16 protein-coding genes are annotated in these 16,842 nt (G+C 60.0%); 7 read left to right on the top strand and 9 right to left on the bottom strand.

All coding sequences use genetic code 11. The annotated features are described in order from the left end of the window. The first annotated feature begins 48 nt into the window (after positions 1-48). Positions 49-981: a glutathione synthase gene (gshB, locus tag ACR0MV_RS12510; RefSeq protein WP_480702327.1), complete on the top strand. Its 933-nt coding sequence runs from the start codon at positions 49-51 to the stop codon at positions 979-981. On the opposite strand, the gene ACR0MV_RS12505 is transcribed toward gshB, so the two are convergent. Genes ACR0MV_RS12505 through cobU form a run of 4 tightly spaced genes read right to left on the bottom strand, consistent with a single transcriptional unit; the run spans position 978 to position 4,577 of the window. Beyond that, the gene (locus ACR0MV_RS12505) at positions 978-2,492 is read right to left on the bottom strand and encodes a YifB family Mg chelatase-like AAA ATPase (protein WP_480702326.1); all 1,515 of its coding nucleotides are present in this window, start codon (positions 2,490-2,492) and stop codon (positions 978-980) included. The genes gshB and ACR0MV_RS12505 overlap by 4 nt on opposite strands. A gap of 45 nt (positions 2,493-2,537) precedes the next feature. After that, positions 2,538-3,422, bottom strand: a complete 885-nt coding sequence (locus ACR0MV_RS12500; protein ID WP_170427067.1) for a glutathione S-transferase — start codon at positions 3,420-3,422, stop codon at positions 2,538-2,540. A gap of 58 nt (positions 3,423-3,480) precedes the next feature. Beyond that, a complete protein-coding gene (locus ACR0MV_RS12495) occupies positions 3,481-4,059 on the bottom strand; it encodes a histidine phosphatase family protein (protein ID WP_480702325.1) in 579 nt (192 codons plus the stop codon). Continuing rightward, positions 4,056-4,577: a bifunctional adenosylcobinamide kinase/adenosylcobinamide-phosphate guanylyltransferase gene (cobU, locus tag ACR0MV_RS12490; protein WP_170467046.1), complete on the bottom strand. Its 522-nt coding sequence runs from the start codon at positions 4,575-4,577 to the stop codon at positions 4,056-4,058. The genes ACR0MV_RS12495 and cobU overlap by 4 nt, the downstream gene beginning before the upstream one ends. A gap of 100 nt (positions 4,578-4,677) precedes the next feature. On the opposite strand from cobU, the gene ACR0MV_RS12485 reads away from it, so the two are divergent. The 6 genes from ACR0MV_RS12485 (at position 4,678) to ACR0MV_RS12460 (ending at position 11,362) form a co-directional block, all read left to right on the top strand. Next, complete coding sequence (locus ACR0MV_RS12485; protein ID WP_170427070.1) at positions 4,678-5,556, top strand: RNA polymerase factor sigma-32; 879 nt, start codon at positions 4,678-4,680, stop codon at positions 5,554-5,556. Continuing rightward, a complete protein-coding gene (locus ACR0MV_RS12480) occupies positions 5,553-6,368 on the top strand; it encodes a ChaN family lipoprotein (protein ID WP_480702323.1) in 816 nt (271 codons plus the stop codon). The genes ACR0MV_RS12485 and ACR0MV_RS12480 overlap by 4 nt, the downstream gene beginning before the upstream one ends. A 63-nt stretch (positions 6,369-6,431) precedes the next feature. Continuing rightward, a complete protein-coding gene (gene coaBC / locus ACR0MV_RS12475) occupies positions 6,432-7,628 on the top strand; it encodes a bifunctional phosphopantothenoylcysteine decarboxylase/phosphopantothenate--cysteine ligase CoaBC (RefSeq protein WP_170427072.1) in 1,197 nt (398 codons plus the stop codon). A 14-nt stretch (positions 7,629-7,642) separates the two neighbouring features. Beyond that, positions 7,643-8,098: a dUTP diphosphatase gene (dut, locus tag ACR0MV_RS12470; protein WP_170427073.1), complete on the top strand. Its 456-nt coding sequence runs from the start codon at positions 7,643-7,645 to the stop codon at positions 8,096-8,098. After that, a complete protein-coding gene (locus ACR0MV_RS12465; protein WP_480702322.1) occupies positions 8,098-9,147 on the top strand; it encodes a HesA/MoeB/ThiF family protein in 1,050 nt (349 codons plus the stop codon). The genes dut and ACR0MV_RS12465 overlap by 1 nt, the downstream gene beginning before the upstream one ends. 199 nt (positions 9,148-9,346) lie before the next feature. Then, the gene (locus tag ACR0MV_RS12460) at positions 9,347-11,362 is read left to right on the top strand and encodes a M3 family metallopeptidase (protein ID WP_480702321.1); all 2,016 of its coding nucleotides are present in this window, start codon (positions 9,347-9,349) and stop codon (positions 11,360-11,362) included. Here the strand turns inward: ACR0MV_RS12460 and ACR0MV_RS12455 are convergent. From ACR0MV_RS12455 to mreC, 5 genes are read right to left on the bottom strand one after another with little or no spacing between them, the layout of a single operon-like run. Then, a complete protein-coding gene (locus ACR0MV_RS12455; RefSeq protein WP_480702320.1) occupies positions 11,359-12,291 on the bottom strand; it encodes a 2-hydroxyacid dehydrogenase in 933 nt (310 codons plus the stop codon). The genes ACR0MV_RS12460 and ACR0MV_RS12455 overlap by 4 nt on opposite strands. Before the next feature lie 15 nt (positions 12,292-12,306). Beyond that, positions 12,307-13,446, bottom strand: a complete 1,140-nt coding sequence (gene rodA / locus ACR0MV_RS12450; RefSeq protein ID WP_170427077.1) for a rod shape-determining protein RodA — start codon at positions 13,444-13,446, stop codon at positions 12,307-12,309. Further along, positions 13,443-15,392 (bottom strand): penicillin-binding protein 2, encoded by a 1,950-nt coding sequence (gene mrdA, locus ACR0MV_RS12445; RefSeq protein WP_480702319.1) that lies wholly within the window; start codon positions 15,390-15,392, stop codon positions 13,443-13,445. Before mrdA ends, rodA begins: the two co-directional genes overlap by 4 nt. Next, positions 15,389-15,925 carry a rod shape-determining protein MreD gene (locus ACR0MV_RS12440; RefSeq protein ID WP_170427079.1) on the bottom strand — a complete coding sequence of 179 codons (537 nt, stop codon included), beginning with the start codon at positions 15,923-15,925 and terminating at the stop codon, positions 15,389-15,391. The genes mrdA and ACR0MV_RS12440 overlap by 4 nt, the downstream gene beginning before the upstream one ends. Next, positions 15,918-16,820, bottom strand: a complete 903-nt coding sequence (gene mreC, locus ACR0MV_RS12435) for a rod shape-determining protein MreC (protein ID WP_170427080.1) — start codon at positions 16,818-16,820, stop codon at positions 15,918-15,920. Before mreC ends, ACR0MV_RS12440 begins: the two co-directional genes overlap by 8 nt. Positions 16,821-16,842 lie beyond the last annotated feature (22 nt).

Here is a 16,842-nt window from a genome sequence, read left to right as displayed (position 1 = left end):
GCCAGCGCGGCTGGGCCATGTATCGGGCGTGAAACTGAGGGACACGCCATGAAAATCGCCTTTCAGATGGACCCGATCGGGGCCGTAGACATCAATGCTGACAGCTCATTCCGACTGGCTGAAGAGGCACAGGCACGCGGGCATTCGCTGTTTTTCTACAGCCCAGACCATTTGGCGTATCAAGAGGGGCGGATCACAGCACGCGGTCACGACATGAAGGTTCAGCGCGTAGCTGGCGACCCTGCTGAACTGGGCCCCGAACGTGAGGTTGATTTGGCAGATTTTGACGTGATCTGGTTGCGTCAGGACCCTCCGTTCGACATGCACTACATCACATCGACCCACCTGCTGGACCGCCTGAAAGGGCAAGCACTGGTGGTCAACGATCCGTTCTGGGTGCGGAACTATCCCGAGAAACTGCTGGTGCTGGATTTCCCGGATCTAACGCCGCCAACGACCATCGCGCGCGATTTGCAGACCATTAAGGCATTCAAGGAAAAGCATGGCGACGTGATCCTGAAACCGCTTTACGGCAACGGTGGCGCTGGGGTTTTCCGGTTGGATGCCAACGACCGCAACCTGACCTCTTTGCACGAGCTGTTTACCGGTTTCTCGCGTGAGCCGCTGATCGTTCAGAAGTTCCTGCCGGACGTCAGCAATGGCGACAAACGCGTGATCCTCGTCGATGGTGAAGCCGTGGGTGCGATTAACCGGGTGCCAGCCGCAGGTGAGACGCGTTCGAACATGCACGTGGGCGGTCGGCCCGAAAAAATCGGCCTTTCCGACCGCGATCTTGAAATCTGCGCCGCGATTGGCCCTTTGCTGAAAGAAAAGGGGCAGGTCTTTGTGGGCATCGACGTGATTGGCGATTACCTGACCGAGATCAACGTGACCTCACCGACAGGTATCCAAGAGCTTGAGCGTTTCAACGGTGTGAATATAGCCGAAAAGATCTGGCAGGCGATCGAAGCGAAACTCTAAAGCGCCGCTTTGGCGCTGATGCGAAAGCTCAGCGCTTCGGCCACATGAGGGCGGCGAACCTCGGGTTCCCCGTCCAGATCCGCAATCGTGCGCGCGACCCGAAGGATGCGATGAAAGGCGCGCGCCGAAAGGCCGAACCGCTCGGCAGCTCGGACAAGCAACTCTTTGCCTTCAGAGTCGGGCGCTGCGACTTCCTCCAGCAGATTGCCTTCGACATCGGAATTTTGACGGACGTTTGGCACCTCTTGAAAGCGTTCGGCCTGAACGCTGCGGGCTTGTTCGACCCGCGCCGCCACTGTCGCCGAATTATCGCCGGATGGCGGCAGATCCAGGTCGGTGAACCCGACTGGAGGCACCTCGATCCGCAGGTCAAACCGATCCATTAACGGGCCCGAGATACGGCTCAGGTAGTCTTCACCGCAGATGGGCGCGCGCGAGCAAGCGCGGGCCGGGTCGGTTAGGTATCCGCATTTGCAGGGATTGGCTGCGGCGACCAGCATGAATCTGCAGGGGTATTTCACATGCGCGTTGGCCCGCGCCACCATGACCTCGCCGGTTTCGATGGGTTGGCGCAGAGTTTCCAGAACTGTACGCGGAAACTCAGGGAATTCGTCCATGAATAACACCCCGTTATGGGCCAGCGATATCTCACCGGGTTTTGCGCCCCGGCCTCCTCCGACGATCGCCGCCATGGATGCGGTGTGGTGCGGTTCGCGGAACGGTCGGCTGCGGCTGATCCCGCCCTCATCTAACAGCCCGCACAGAGATTGGATCATCGATGTTTCCAGGGCCTCGGCCGGGGTGAGAGGGGGCAGAATGCCGGGTAGTCGGGCGGCCAACATGGATTTGCCTGAACCGGGCGTGCCGGTCATGATCAGATGGTGCCGCCCGGCCGCCGCGATTTCCAATGCGCGCTTAGCCCGCTCCTGCCCTTTGACGTCGCGCAGATCACGCGCGCTGGGCTCAAGAGTGACTTCGCCCGGTTGCGCGGCGGGCAATGGGGATTGCCCCGAGAAATGCCGCACGACATCACCCAACGACCCCGCCCCGATCACCAGAGTTGCATCGACCCACGCGGCCTCGGCGCTGGAGGCACGGGGGCAAAGCAACGCCCGATCCTCGGCCGCGGCGGTCATGGCAGCGGGCAGGGCGCCGACCACCGGCACCAACGATCCGTCCAGCGACAACTCGCCCAGCGAGACCGAACCTTCGGCAGCGTCGGGTGGTATGATCTCTAATGCTGACAGCAGGGCCACTGCGATTGGCAGGTCGAAATGGCTGCCTTCTTTGGGCAGATCGGCCGGCGACAGGTTGATCGTGATCCGCTTGGACGGCAGTGCAATCGCCATCGAACTGAGCGCGCTGCGCACACGATCCCGCGCCTCGGAAACTGCCTTGTCGGGCAGCCCAACGATGGAAAACGCGGGCAGACCCGGTGAGACGGCGCATTGAACCTCAACTGGGCGAGCTTCTACGCCTTGAAAAGCAACTGTGTGGGCGCGGGCGACCATGAACGACCTTTTTGGTTAACAGGTCGTTGCTGCCACGGTCACGGTTTAAGAATCGTTAACAGCTCCGATCATGGACGAGAATTTTGGCCACGCTCCGGGGTCTGCGACGGTTTTGTCCCGGCAGAAACGGTTGCAGAACCCCCAGCGTTGACCGTCAAGTTCCAGGACATCGACCACAGGTTTCCCTGAATAGGGGCAAGCATCGTTGATCGCCGCGTTGCCCGGAACAGGTATTGCCCTGGATACTTCGCCAATCGGCCAGGGCTCGGACGGTAGATCCATTGCGTAAGGGAACGGCTCGTAGCGCACCGTCAGCCCCATCGCGCGCCATTGGCGCACCGACAGATCCGAAAGCAATTCAATGCAATACGCGCGATTTGCGTCTGAGACCGGCAAACCATACCCGATGATCCGCGCCGCGACTGGCGTGTAGAACACGTCCGCCAACGAATACTGTCCGAACAATGGGCCGCTGGCCGCGCCGGAAACATCCCGAGCATGGGCCCACAGAGCTTCGATCCGATCCAGATCGGCGCGCGTTTCGGGCGATGGTTCAAACCCTTGCCAGCAGTGTTTCAGTTGCATCGGACACTGGCCGCGCAACGCGGTGAATCCGGCTACCATTTCCGCGCAAAGCCACCGTGCGGTTGCGCGCGCAGCGGGGTCGTCCGGCCACAATCCCGCCTCGGGGTGCAATTCGGCCAAGGTTTCAGCCATAGCAAGGCTTTCACCAACGACCGTACCATCTGGCAAGCGCAGAGCAGGAACGAGTCGAGCCGGAGCGAGAGGTTTCATATCCTCAGCCATCGTGCCGGAATACAGCCCGATCATATGAGATCGATAGGGCAGGCCGAACTTTTCCAGCATCAGCCACCCGCGCATGGACCAGCTGGAAAACAGACGGTCCCCAATAAACAAATCATAGGTCATGACAGAACGATGCCGCGTCACGCGCGTTCAGTAAAACCTTGATTTGTGCGGGGTCGCATCACGGATGGTGATTGATCCGCCCGACGGACCAGCGATCTCTGTGATGCGTGATTTCGGTGACCGAGAGGTTGTCGATACGGTGACTGAAGGCTTCTTGTGCGTCGACACCAAGCGCGCGTTGAACCTGTGTCAGGATCACACCGAAATGCACAACGATCACAAGATCGCGCCCGGTGTGCTGTGCGATCAGCTTATCTACGGCCCCATCCACCCGTGCACGAACCTCGTTCCAGCTTTCGCCGTTCGGGGGACGCACATCGCCGGGATTGTCCCAATAAGCAAAGGCCAACTCGGGGTCTTCGGCCTCGATCTCTTTGAAGCCGCGCAGCTCCCACGCGCCGAAGTGGATTTCGCGCAGCTCGGGCTGATGTGGCAGCCGGTGCCGCGTTCCTTGAATGGCCGAGGCGGTCTGATCAGCGCGGCTGAGGTCGGAAGAGACAACAATCGCCTCAACAGGCAGATGGTCATGTAGTCGGGCAATGGCCTCGTGATCGCTTAGATCGGCGGGCAGGTCGGACCATCCGACCATTGTTTTGGCATGTGTGGGGCCATGACGGACAAAGTGCAAGCGGGTCAATCCAAGCGCCCTTTCAGAACCAAGGGCAATCCTGCAGTGACCTGAACCACGACGTCAGCCTCAGCCGCTAAGGCGATGTTCAGCCGCCCTTGGGCCTCGCGGAACTGGCGGGACAAGGCGTTGTCAGGGACGATCCCATGGCCGACCTCGTTCGATACGATGACGACCTGCGCCGGGCACAGGCGCAGGGATTGCATTAGGGTGCTTTGAGCCTGTTCCAGATCACTTTCGGCGAGCAGATGATTGGTCAGCCACATTGTCGCGCAGTCGATCAGGCAGGCGCTGTTGGGCGGCAGAGTCGCTAGTGTCGGGCCAAGGTGCAGAGGGGCTTCGATCGTCTCCCAACCTTTGCCGCGCTGAGAGACATGGCGCTGAACCTTGTCTTTCATCTCGTCATCAAACACTTGTGATGTCGCGAGATAGACCCGTTTTTTTCCTGATGAAACAACAAGCTGCTCGGCAAAAGCCGACTTTCCCGAGGCTGCTCCGCCCAACACAAAGGTTAAATCCGGATTCACTATTATTACCTTTCATGTGATCCACCCGGTTCTGTTTTGCGTATCGGTCATAGGTCGGCAAAGCAACCCCGGCCCGCGCCTGTGAAAAGGGGAGATTTCAATGGCACTGGACAATGCGAACGACTTCTCGATGTCCCGGCAAGCGATGAAAGCCGAGCTTCTGGACGCGGAAACCGAATTGCAACTGGCTTATGCGTGGCGGGATGACCGCGACGAACAGGCCCTGCACCGTTTGATCACGGCCTATATGCGCTTAGCTATTTCAATGGCCGCAAAATTCAAACGCTATGGCGCGCCGATGAATGACCTGATCCAAGAGGCGGGTCTGGGTCTGATGAAGGCTGCCGACAAGTTTGATCCGGACCGCGGCGTCCGCTTTTCGACCTATGCGGTTTGGTGGATCAAAGCGAGCATTCAGGACTATGTGATGCGCAATTGGTCAATGGTGCGCACGGGATCGACCTCTTCCCAGAAATCTCTGTTCTTCAACATGCGACGTGTCCAGGCTCGGCTTGAGCGAGAAGCCGCGACCGAGGGGATGGATCTGGATCGGCATCAGTTGCACCAGATGATCGCCGCTGAGATCGGCGTTCCACTGCGGGATGTTGAAATGATGGAGGGCCGCTTGTCCGGGTCCGACTTCTCTTTGAACGCAGTGCAATCGGCTGATGAGGATGGTCGGGAATGGATCGACGCGCTCGAAGATGATCGTGAACAGGCTGCCGAGACCGTCGAAAACAGCCACGATACCGAGCAATTGCGTGAATGGCTGCTTACGGCGATGAAATCGCTGAATGATCGCGAAAGATTTATCGTACGCGAACGCAAGCTCCGCGAACCGGCGCGGACCCTTGAAAGCCTTGGGCAAGAGCTTGGATTGTCAAAGGAACGCGTACGCCAACTTGAGGCTGCGGCCTTTGTGAAGATGCGCAAGAACCTTGAAGCCCAGTCTCGTGAGGTGCAACACTTCATCGCATGAGACACCTTGCGATTCTGCTTTGCGCACTTGTGGTTATGGCGTCCCCGGGCCATACCGATGAGCTTATACCTGACGACGTTCTGTCCGAGATGACCTCGGCAGACGTCGTCATTTTGGGTGAAATTCACGACAACCCCCAGCATCACGTCATTCAGGCCGAGGCATTGAAGGCCATCAACCCCTCTGCTGTCGTCTGGGAAATGGTGACAGAAGAAGGCGCGCAGCGACTTGCGGACAAGGCGGTGTCGAACCCTGAAGAGCTTGCCCGTATCCTTGAGTGGATCGAATCCGGTTGGCCGCCGCTCAGCATGTATTACCCGGTTTTCCAGGCATCTGATGCGCCTGTTTATGGCGCAATGGTCCCGCGCACGGCCGCGCGGGCCGCGATGGAGCGTGGAGCGGCCACGGCCTTGGGTGCGGACGCTGCGCGCTATGGCCTGACGGTTCCTTTGCCGCGAGACGAACAGGCAGCGCGCGAGGCGGATCAACTGGCTGCCCACTGCGATGCGATCCCCGAAAGTGCTCTGCCGCAGTTGGTTGCAATCCAAAGGTTGCGTGATGCGGTTTTGACCCGTTCGATCCTGCGCGCCACCGACGAAACCGGTGGGCCTGTGGCTGTAATCACGGGCAACGGACACGCCCGAAAAGACCGTGGTATCCCTACGTTCCTGTCCCGCCTGCGTCCGGGTTTGAACGTCTTTGTTCTGGGCCAGTCCGAGGATGGTGAGATTACCGGGGAATTCGACGCTGTGATCGACAGCCCCGGCATCGAGCGCGAAGACCCCTGTCTGGCGTTTCAGACTCAGAATTAACCGCTGGAACTGTCCCATGGCCTTGCCTAATGTCGGGGCCGACCGGGACGGGAAGGGCACGACATGCTGGCATCGAAACGCATTCTGTTGATTATAGGCGCAGGAATTGCGGCCTATAAGTCGCTGGATCTGATCCGGCGGTTGAAAGAACGCGGTGCTTCGGTAACTCCGGTTCTGACCCGTGCCGCCGAAGAGTTCGTGACCCCTTTGTCCGTTTCCGCGCTGGCTGGTGAGAAGGTGTATCGCGATTTATTCGACCTGACGGATGAAGCCGAAATGGGCCACATCCAGCTGTCGCGCTCTGCTGATCTGATCGTTGTCGCCCCGGCTACGGCGGATATGATGGGCAAGATGACGTCCGGTTTGGCAAACGATCTGGCCTCGACCCTGCTGATGGCGACGGACACGCCCGTTCTATGTGCACCAGCAATGAATGTGCGCATGTGGGATCACCCGGCGACCCAGCGCAACCTCAAGCAACTGCGGGCCGACGGTATCCGCTTTGTCGGCCCGAATGAGGGCGACATGGCCTGCGGTGAATACGGCCCCGGCCGGATGTCCGAACCGCTTGAAATCGTGGCAGCAGTTGAGGCCGCTTTGGGTGACGGGCCACTGAAAGGTAAGCGTGTTCTTGTCACCTCCGGCCCGACGCATGAGCCGATTGATCCAGTGCGCTACATCGCCAATCGCTCTTCTGGCGCGCAAGGCACAGCCGTCGCACGGGCTTTGTCCGCGCTGGGCGCTGACGTGGTGTTTGTCACAGGTCCGGCAGATGTTCCGCCGCCCGATGGCGTGCAGGTTGTTCGCGTCGAGACCGCGCAACAAATGTCTGACGCTGTTGATGCCGCTCTGCCGGTGGATGCGGGTGTCTTTGCCGCCGCCGTTGCAGATTGGCGCATGGCTGCGGCTTCGGACAAGAAACTCAAGAAAAGCCGCGATGGTCTGCCCGTGCTCGAATTTGCAGAGAACCCGGACATTCTCAAACGCATATCAAGGCTAGAGGCTGGACGCCCCCCGCTGGTCGTTGGCTTCGCGGCGGAAACCGACAATGTAATCGAACACGCCACTGCGAAACGGGCGCGCAAGGGGTGCGACTGGATCGTTGCCAATGACGTTAGCCCGGCAACGGGCATCATGGGTGGGTCGGAAAACGCGGTTACCCTGATATCTGACGAAGGGGCCGAGGAATGGCCGCGCATGGGCAAGGATGCCGTGGCGCAACGTCTGGCGCAAAAGATCGCCGACGCTCTGAAACGCTGAACAAGAGGGACCGAATGGTAGCAATTCGTGTGATCCGCGACGAAGGGGCCGACCCGGCCATTGCCTTGCCGTCTTACGAAACGACCGGAGCGGCCGGGGCTGACGTCCGCGCAAACCTGCCTGATGGGGCGTCCGTCACCCTTGAGCCGGGTCAACGTGCGTTGATTCCCACAGGATTGCGGATCGAAATCCCTAACGGGTATGAGGTGCAAGTGCGGCCACGATCGGGCCTTGCCTTGAAGCACGGCATCACCCTGCCCAATACGCCGGGTACAATCGACAGCGACTATCGGGGTCCCTTGGGTGTAATATTGCTGAATGCGGGTCAGGAAAGCTTTGAGATTGTGCACGGCGAACGTATTGCACAACTGGTCGTTGCCCCTGTGGTGCAGGCTACGTTTGAAGCAGTTGAGGTTCTCAGCGACACTGAACGTGGTGCAGGCGGCTTCGGCTCGACCGGGCGCGGCTAATGTTTCTTGTCCTGATCCTTGCCGCCGGTCTCTGGGGCGTCGGCTATCTGGCCGGAGTATCCCGGACAGCCCGCAGTGTGTCGGTCAGCGTTTTGCTGGTCGGCGTGCTGATCATACAGCTGACTTTGCCGGATGGGCACCCTCTGCGCGAGGCAACGGGCGGATCTGCGGCCTTGTGGCTAATCCTGGGGGGCGCCGCGGTTTTGGTGCTGATCTATGGCCGGGTGCTGAAGGCACTGCGTAACCGGGCAAGCCCACAGACAGCAGACGAACCCGCCCCGCCGTCCGACAAGTTCACAGAAACCGAGCTAGAGCGATATGCCCGCCATATCGTTCTGCGTGAACTGGGTGGGCCGGGGCAGAAAAAGATGAAACAGGCCCGCGTGCTGGTGATTGGCGCGGGCGGGCTTGGCGCTCCTGCACTCCAGTATCTCGCAGCGGCCGGTGTTGGAACGATCGGCGTGATCGACGACGACGTTGTGGAAAACGCCAACCTGCAGCGGCAGGTGATCCATCGCGATGCCGATATCGGGATGCCCAAGGTTTTCTCGGCACAGCAAGCCATGCAGGCCCAGAACCCCAACGTGGTCGTGCTGCCCTATCACCGCCGTTTGACCGAAGAGATCGCGACAGATCTGTTCGGGGATTTCGATCTGATCCTGGATGGGACCGACAATTTCGACACCCGCTATCTGGCGAACCGAACGGCTGTCGCATTGGGCAAACCGCTGATCTCTGGCGCGTTGTCGCAATGGGAAGGGCAGCTGAGCGTTTTTGACCCGGGCCACAACGCACCCTGCTATCAATGTATCTTTCCCGAAGCCCCGGCTCCGGGTCTGGCTCCGTCCTGCGCCGAGGCCGGGGTGATCGGTCCGCTGCCCGGTGTGGTCGGGTCCATGATGGCGGTCGAAGCGATCAAGGTGATCACTGGGGCAGGGCAAGCGCTGAGGGGCGAGATGTTGATCTACGATGCGCTCTATGGCGAAAGCCGCAAAATCACTCTGACCCGACGTGCGGACTGCCCCATTTGCGGGGCGACCAAGTCTTAGGCGCAACCGCCGCGCGCCTGCGCGTGGCCCGGCCCAACCCTGCCAAGGCGCATCTTTGATGCGCGCTGCAGGGGCGGGAGGCCTCCGTTCGACATGGTTGTTGCGCGTCCCAAAACTCGCCTTTTTCGCAGCCATATTCAGGGCGACCTCTGGACCATCCGGGTCACGCTCCCTAGCTTGACCAGCAAAGGAGATCCGCATGACCAACCCGATCCTGTCCGATTGGACCACGCCGTTCGAAATCGCGCCCTTCGCAACGATCTCGGATGATGATTTCGCGCCCGCATTGGAACAGGCCATGGCCGCCCACAACGCGCAGATCGATGCGATTGCCACCAATTCCGAAGCGCCCAACTTTGCCAATACGATAGAAGCGCTTGAGGCCGCCGGAGAGCAGATGGACAAGGTTCTGTCTGTGTTCTTTACCGTTGCCGGGGCAGACAGCAATGCGAAGCGGGAAGAGCTGCAACGCGAATTCTCTCCAAAGCTGTCGGCGCATTTCTCAGGCATTTCATCAAACAAGGCTCTGTTTCAGCGTGTGGCAGATCTTTGGGCGCGCAAGGATGAACTGGACCTGACCGAAGAACAGGCCCGCGTTCTGATGCTGACCCATCGCGGGTTTGTCCGCGCAGGCGCTGCACTGGAAGGTGCCGATGACGACCGCATTCAGGAAATCAAATCGCGGTTGGCCTCACTGGGAACTTCCTTCACGCAGAATTTGCTGGCCGACGAGCGCGATTGGTACATGGACCTGTCCGAGAACGACCTGGAAGGTTTGCCCGATTTCGTCGTGAATACCGCCCGCGCCGCTGGCGAAGAAAAGGGCGCAGCTGGTCCCGTTGTCACCCTGTCCCGGTCCCTGATCGTTCCGTTCCTGCAGTTTTCTCCCCGCCGCGATCTTCGTGAGAAAGCCTATCGGGCCTGGACCGCGCGCGGGGCCAATGGCGGTGAAACTGACAACCGCGAGATTGCGGCAGAGGTTCTGAACCTGCGGGAAGAACGGGCCAAGCTTCTGGGCTATGACAATTTCGCGGCCTACAAACTGGAAACCGAGATGGCGCGCACGCCGGACCGGGTTCGTGATCTGCTTATGCAGGTCTGGGAGCCTGCGAAGAAACGAGCGGATGCAGATGCTGAAATCCTGACTGCGATGATGCAAGACGATGGCGTCAACGGCCCGCTTGAGGCTTGGGACTGGCGCTACTACGCCGAGAAACGCCGCAAGGCCGAGCATGATCTGGATGAGGCGGCGCTGAAGCCCTACCTCCAGCTTGACCGTATGATCGAGGCGTCTTTTGCCTGCGCCAACCGCCTGTTCGGTTTGGAATTCGCGCCATTGGACGTGCCGCTGTACCATCCGGATTGCCGCGCTTGGGAAGTGACGCGGGATGGTCAGCATATCGCCGTGTTCATAGGCGATTACTTCGCGCGCGGATCAAAACGCTCGGGCGCGTGGTGCAGTGCAATGCGGAGCCAGGCGAAGCTCCCAAAAGTGCAGGCCCCTATTGTGATCAACGTGTGCAACTTTGCCAAAGGCGATCCGGCGTTGCTGTCCTATGACGATGCGCGCACACTGTTCCACGAATTCGGTCACGCACTGCACCAGATGCTTTCCAACGTGACCTATGAAAGCATCTCGGGCACCAGTGTCGCACGTGATTTCGTGGAGCTGCCCAGCCAGCTTTACGAACACTGGCTGGAAGTGCCCGAAGTGCTGGCTGAGTTTGCCACGCATGCTGAGACCGGTGAACCAATGCCGCAGGAGATGTTGGAGAAGGTTCTGAAAGCCGCAAACTTCGATCAGGGTTTCCAAACGGTGGAATACGTGGCCTCGGCACTGGTTGATTTGGCGTTCCACGATGGCGCAGCACCCGCTGATCCGATGGCAAAACAAGCCGAGGTATTGGCTGAAATCGGTATGCCGCAGGCCATTGGGATGCGCCACGCCACGCCGCATTTCGCGCATGTGTTTGCGGGCGATGGTTACAGCTCGGCCTACTACAGCTACATGTGGTCCGAGGTCATGGACGCAGACGCCTTTGCCGCCTTTGAAGAGGCAGGCGGGGCATTTGACCCCGACCGTGCCAAAGCGCTAGAGGAGAACATCCTGGCCACCGGTGGTTCCCGCGAGGCGGAAGACCTCTATCTGGCCTTCCGCGGGCGTTTGCCGGGGGTTGAAGCGTTGTTGAAAGGCCGCGGTCTGATCGCGGCTTAATAGCCCAAAGAACGGTCAACGAGGTGAAGGAAGGGTTTGCCTTCCTCTCCTCGGATGATGTTCTGGCAGATGACCTGCGCCGCAGTAACCGGCCGGGTTTCCGACGCGATATGCGGTGTGACCGTGACCTTGGGATGCGCCCAGTATGGGTGTTCCGCAGGCAGCGGTTCCACGCGGAACACGTCCAGAGTTGCGTGACCGACCTGACCCGTCTTGAGGGCGGCCAGCAGGGCGTCGTCATCAATCAGCGGGCCACGACCGGGGTTGATGATCCGCGCGCCTTTGGGCAGCAAGGCCAGCGTATCTGCGTTCATCGCGTTTTCAGTGGCCGGGGTGTCGGGCAGCAAAAGAACAACGATCTCGGCGCTGGACAGCGCGGTGCGCAACCCTTCGGCACCGTGCAGGCAGGTTACGCCTGGGATGTCCTTTGCCGTACGGCTCCAGCCGGTCACGTTGAAGTTCAGCGCGGCGAGCGCTCGTGCCGCAGCCTCGCCCAACGCACCCAAGCCCAACACGCAGACATGCCGTTGGGTTGCCAGTGGCGGGGCATCGGGGGCCCAAACGCCGTCTTGCACCGTGATATAGCGATCCATTCCCAGGTGATAGCGCAGCACCTGTCCAACCACCCATTCCGTCATACCCTGCATCAACCCGTCATCCACCATCCGTGCCAATGGCACAGTCAGCGTGTCATTGCCGGCGATTTTCTCGACCCCGGCCCACAGGCTCAGAACGGCTTTCAGGCGTGTAAACGGCGAAAAGTCCAGCAGCCCGCTGGCAGGGGAATAGACCACGTAATCGACCTGATCCGGTTCAAATTCGGTCGCCAGTTGGAAGTCCAATCCGGCTTGCGTTAGACCTTCGGACAGCAACGGTTCATACACGGGCCATTGTTCAGGGCGCGCGGAAAACAGGACGTTTACGGGCATGAAGGGCCTTTCAGATTAACGGGGGCGGTGAATATGTGCGCTTTGGACGATGCCGAAGGCTGCCATCAAAACCAGCATGGCCGAACCGCCATAGCTGACCATCGGCAGGGGCACACCTACAACCGGTGCAAGGCCCATGACCATCGACATGTTGACCGCGAAGAACAGGAAGAAGTTCAGCGCAATGCCCAGTGTGACCAGGGATGAAAATCGATCTTTGGTGGCCAGAGCCGTGACCATGCAGAAGATGATGATCAGCGCGTAGAGGATCAGCAGTGTGATACCCCCGACAAAGCCGAACTCTTCGGCCAGCGTGGTGAAGATAAAATCGGTGTGTTTTTCCGGCAGGAAATTCAGTCGCGACTGGGTGCCCTGCATGAACCCGCGCCCGTTCCAGCCGCCCGATCCCAGGGCGATTTTGGACTGCGTAATGTGATAGCCAGCCCCCAACGGGTCGGTTGAGGGATCAAGGAACGTATCGATGCGGCGGAACTGGTAGTCCTTGAGCAATTGCCACTCGGTCCCACGGCTATTGAACACCGTCGCAATCAACCCGACCACGGCGGCAATGACGGCCGCGAAATAGGCCCAGTGGACACCGGCCAGAAACATCAAACCGCCGCCTGCCGCCAGCAACAGGATCGATGTCCCAAGATCAGGCTGTTTAAGGACCATGGCTGTCGGGATCAGGATCAGCACAACAGGGATCAAAACCCAAAGCGGGCGAGAGGTTTTGTGCGAGGGCAACCAGTCGTAATAAGCCGCCAGAACCATGACCAACGCGACCTTCATCACTTCGGAAGGTTGCAGCCGCATGAACCCAAGGTCGATCCACCGCTGCGCGCCCATGCCGATGGTGCCGAACAGTTCCACAAAAACCAAAAGGACAATCGAGCCCAGATAGGCCAGAACCGACATGTTTCGCCAGAACCAGATTGGCACCAGCGCGATGATAAACATCACGGTGAGGCCAAGCCCGAAACGCTCAATCTGTGGCTCGGCCCATGGCATCCACGACCCACCGGCGACCGAGTACAGCATCAGGAAGCCAGCGCTGGCGACGCTGATCAACAACAGCGTCAGCGGCCAGTTCATATACAGAAACTTGCGAAACCCGGTCGGTGTGGATTTGACGGCATACTCAAGATAGCTCATGCGCGGTCCTTTTCGGACGGGCGCGCTTTGGGGCGGCGGTCGCCCTCAAGCCGTTTTTGTTGTTCCTTGATGCGCTCGCGATCAGCGACGGGATATGCCTCAAGCGGTGGCGTGCCGTTATAAAGCGCTTGCAGCAGGATATCGCGCGCGACAGGGGCCGCGGCCTTGGAGCCGCCGCCGCCGTGCTCGACCACAACCGCGATGGCGTATTTTGGATTGTCATAAGGTGCATAGCTGACGAACAAGGCGTGGTCGCGCCGTTCCCAGGGCAGATCTTCGTTGCGGATCACACCGGCCGCGCGCTCGGCCTTGGTGATGTTGCGCACCTGGCTGGTTCCGGTCTTGCCTGCCATGCGCAGATCGTCGGCGATGATGCGGCTGCGATACGCCGTGCCACCCCGGTCGTTCGAGACCGAGAACATCGCTTTGCGCACCTGTTCCAGATTGGCTGGGTTGACGTCAAGCGGCTCACCCGCGCCCGAGGGTTCTTCGACACCGTTCACGGACCGAACCAAGCGTGGTTTCACGGCCCGCCCCGTGGCAATGCGCGCGGTCATAACCGCAAGTTGCAGCGGCGAGGCCAGCATGAACCCTTGTCCGATCGAGGCATTGGCCGTGTCGCCCACCAGCCAGCTTTCTCCGTGGACCCGCTCTTTCCATGCTTGATTGGGTGCCAGTCCTGCTGCGACAGCGGACATCGGGATGTCGTGCTTGACGCCCAAGCCGAACTTGCGCGCCATTTCCGAGATTTTGTCGATACCGGTGCGCAGTGCCACATCGTAATAGTAGACGTCGCAGCTGCGTTTCAGCGACAGGTTCAAGTCGACCGTCCCGTGTCCGCCGCGTTTCCAGCAGTGGAACCGGCGGCTACCAACTTTCAGGTGGCCGGGGCAATAGACAGTGTTGCCAGGGCCGACAACGCCAGCCTCAAGCGCGGCCATCGCGGTGATCATTTTGAAGGTCGATCCGGGCGGATAGGTACCCTGTACCGTCTTGTTCGCGAGCGGGCGATATTTATCATCCGTCAGCGTGCGGTAATCAGCGACCGAGATACCGCGCACGAACAGGTTGGGGTCGAAACTGGGTGCAGAGCTGATCGCCCGGATGTCTCCGGTTTCACAATCGATGACGACCGCAGCGGCACTTTCACCAGCTAGCCGGGCCTGAGCATACTGCTGCAGATCCGCGTCGACGGACAATTGCAGATCAGCCCCGGCCTCGCCCTCTTGTCGGTCCAGCTCACGCATAACGCGGCCTGTCGCGTTGACCTCGACCCGCTTTGCGCCTGCTTTGCCGCGCAGTGTGCCTTCTTGTTTCGCTTCCAAGCCGACTTTGCCGATCTGGAACCGGGGAATGCGCAGCACCGGTTCGGGGTCTTCCATCTGGCTGAGGTCATAGTCGCTGACCGGCCCAACATAGCCGACTACATGGGCGAAATCCTCGTACCGGGGATAGAGGCGCGCGGTTCCGACCTCGGGCGTGACGCCCGGCAGGGCGGGCGCGTTGACAGCAACTCTCGAAATATCCTCCCACGTGACTTGATCAGCCAGCGTGACAGGCAGGAACGGGGCAGACCGGCGCATTTCGGTCTTGGCGCGGTCAATTTCGTCTTGTGTAAGCGGGATCAGCTCAGAAAGCTTGGCAATGACCTTGTCGACATCACCCGCATCTTCGCGGACCATCACAATGCGATAAGACTGTGTGTTTTGTCCAATGATCTGGCCGGTGCGGTCATAGATGCGCCCGCGCGTCGGCGGGATAAGGCGAATGTTGATCCGGTTTTCTTCGGCCAGCAGGCGGTACTCGTCAGCCTGATCCACTTGCATGAAGCGCATTCGGGCCGCCAGACCACCGATGAACGCCGCCTGTAGCCCGCCCAGCACCAAAGCCCGGCGGGGCAGACGCTTATAGGCAAGGCCTTGGCTTTTGGGCTTACGCTGCTTCATGCCCGCACCCCTCCGGTGCCAGAGTCAGACACCGACACGCGCCGGACGCCAAAAACATTTTGGCTGAGAAGAACGAACAGAGGATAGACTGCAATTGTCAGAACCACTTGCACCACCACCGGGCCTAATGCCGCTTGTTGTACGGATAGAATAGCAAGAATGATGCGGTTCAAAAGAAAAACCCCCGTGATCACCACGGCTGCACTTGTCCATTCTGCGACAAATCCCGCGTCTCGCATCCCCGGCGCGGCCGAACGTAAGTAGCCGGTTCCCAACACTACAAGTGCTGCCAACAGCCCCGGGGGGCGCTGCAAAAGCAGATCTGCCATCAACATCACCGCCGCCACAAGCAGGATCGGAACATAGTCAGGTTGGCGCAAAACCCAAACAAATGTCATTGCGATCAGAAAATCAGGAAATGGCCAGCGATCGGGTTGAGTGTCCAGCGGCAGAAGATGCAGGAACATGATCAGAACCGCCAGAAACAGGTACAGCGCCCGCATGATCCAGATGTGCGAGGTCTGCCTATCCATCGCCGGTCTCCGGCGGGGTCAGGGCGGCCTCAGGTCGGCGGGGGCCGACAATGTCTCCGGGGTCGGTGATCACGGGGGCCGAATGAAAACGCAGTACTCTCAGGAATTCGAGCCGTTCGAAATCAGCCGACAGGCGTACGCGCAGGCGGCCTCCGGGGTCTTCGGTGATCTGGCCAATCAGCAGGCCGCCGGGGAACACGCCGCCATCGCCCGAGGTCACGACGCGGTCACCCGGGCGGACAAGCTCGCGGTTCTCGAGGAATTCGACGGATGGGGATTGCGTGTTATCGCCGGTGATCAAGGCAGTCTGGCCGGACGGTTGTATCGTCGCTGGAATCGCGCTGGAGGCGTCGGTCATCAGGATTACACGGGCAGTGTCGGGACCAACGCCCGAGATGCGCCCAACGACGCCGATACCGTCCATAGTGGCCCAGCCATCGCGGATACCGTCGCGCTCGCCTACGTTCAGCAGGACCGACTGCCGGAACGGCGAGCCGCTGTCTGCCATGACTACGCCGGTGATGTAGGTTAGGCGCGGGTCAAGACGGACGTTGTTCAGGTCCAGCAGTCGGGCGTTTTCCAGTTCCAGCTGCAGCGCCGCCTCTTTCCATGCGCGCATGATGCGCAATTCGCTGCGCAGCTCTTGGTTCTGGGCGCTGAGCCGTTGGTAGCTTTGGAAATCGCGCACCAGATTGACCGCAGCGGTGACCGGGACCATGGCCCATTCCATCGAGGGCACAACACGGTCTACGACTTGTGCGCGGAACCGTTCCACGCGTGGGCTGTCGATCCGCCAGATCAGAAAGATGCCAAGCAGGCACAGAACAACGATCCCCAGCAACAAGCGGCGCAAAGGGGTGGTGTATTCATCGCGCTGTGATCGGTCTTTTGCCACAGGTTACCTTCCCGTGCTGCTC

Source organism: Ruegeria sp. BC3 (assembly GCF_056539265.1).
Note: the sequence above shows the minus strand (reverse complement) of the source record. Positions and strands in the feature narration are given on the sequence as shown.

What these genes read in the sequence shown, in the direction of transcription:
- ACR0MV_RS12440 (WP_170427079.1), bottom strand. Translation starts at nt 15,925, where the DNA reads ATGGATAGGCAGACCTCGCACATCTGGATCATGCGGGCGCTGTACCTG.
- coaBC (WP_170427072.1), top strand. Translation starts at nt 6,432, where the DNA reads ATGCTGGCATCGAAACGCATTCTGTTGATTATAGGCGCAGGAATTGCG.
- ACR0MV_RS12460 (WP_480702321.1), top strand. Translation starts at nt 9,347, where the DNA reads ATGACCAACCCGATCCTGTCCGATTGGACCACGCCGTTCGAAATCGCG.
- ACR0MV_RS12485 (WP_170427070.1), top strand. Translation starts at nt 4,678, where the DNA reads ATGGCACTGGACAATGCGAACGACTTCTCGATGTCCCGGCAAGCGATG.
- dut (WP_170427073.1), top strand. Translation starts at nt 7,643, where the DNA reads ATGGTAGCAATTCGTGTGATCCGCGACGAAGGGGCCGACCCGGCCATT.
- mrdA (WP_480702319.1), bottom strand. Translation starts at nt 15,392, where the DNA reads ATGAAGCAGCGTAAGCCCAAAAGCCAAGGCCTTGCCTATAAGCGTCTG.
- ACR0MV_RS12465 (WP_480702322.1), top strand. Translation starts at nt 8,098, where the DNA reads ATGTTTCTTGTCCTGATCCTTGCCGCCGGTCTCTGGGGCGTCGGCTAT.
- ACR0MV_RS12505 (WP_480702326.1), bottom strand. Translation starts at nt 2,492, where the DNA reads ATGGTCGCCCGCGCCCACACAGTTGCTTTTCAAGGCGTAGAAGCTCGC.
- rodA (WP_170427077.1), bottom strand. Translation starts at nt 13,446, where the DNA reads ATGAGCTATCTTGAGTATGCCGTCAAATCCACACCGACCGGGTTTCGC.
- ACR0MV_RS12455 (WP_480702320.1), bottom strand. Translation starts at nt 12,291, where the DNA reads ATGCCCGTAAACGTCCTGTTTTCCGCGCGCCCTGAACAATGGCCCGTG.
- ACR0MV_RS12500 (WP_170427067.1), bottom strand. Translation starts at nt 3,422, where the DNA reads ATGACCTATGATTTGTTTATTGGGGACCGTCTGTTTTCCAGCTGGTCC.
- gshB (WP_480702327.1), top strand. Translation starts at nt 49, where the DNA reads ATGAAAATCGCCTTTCAGATGGACCCGATCGGGGCCGTAGACATCAAT.
- ACR0MV_RS12480 (WP_480702323.1), top strand. Translation starts at nt 5,553, where the DNA reads ATGAGACACCTTGCGATTCTGCTTTGCGCACTTGTGGTTATGGCGTCC.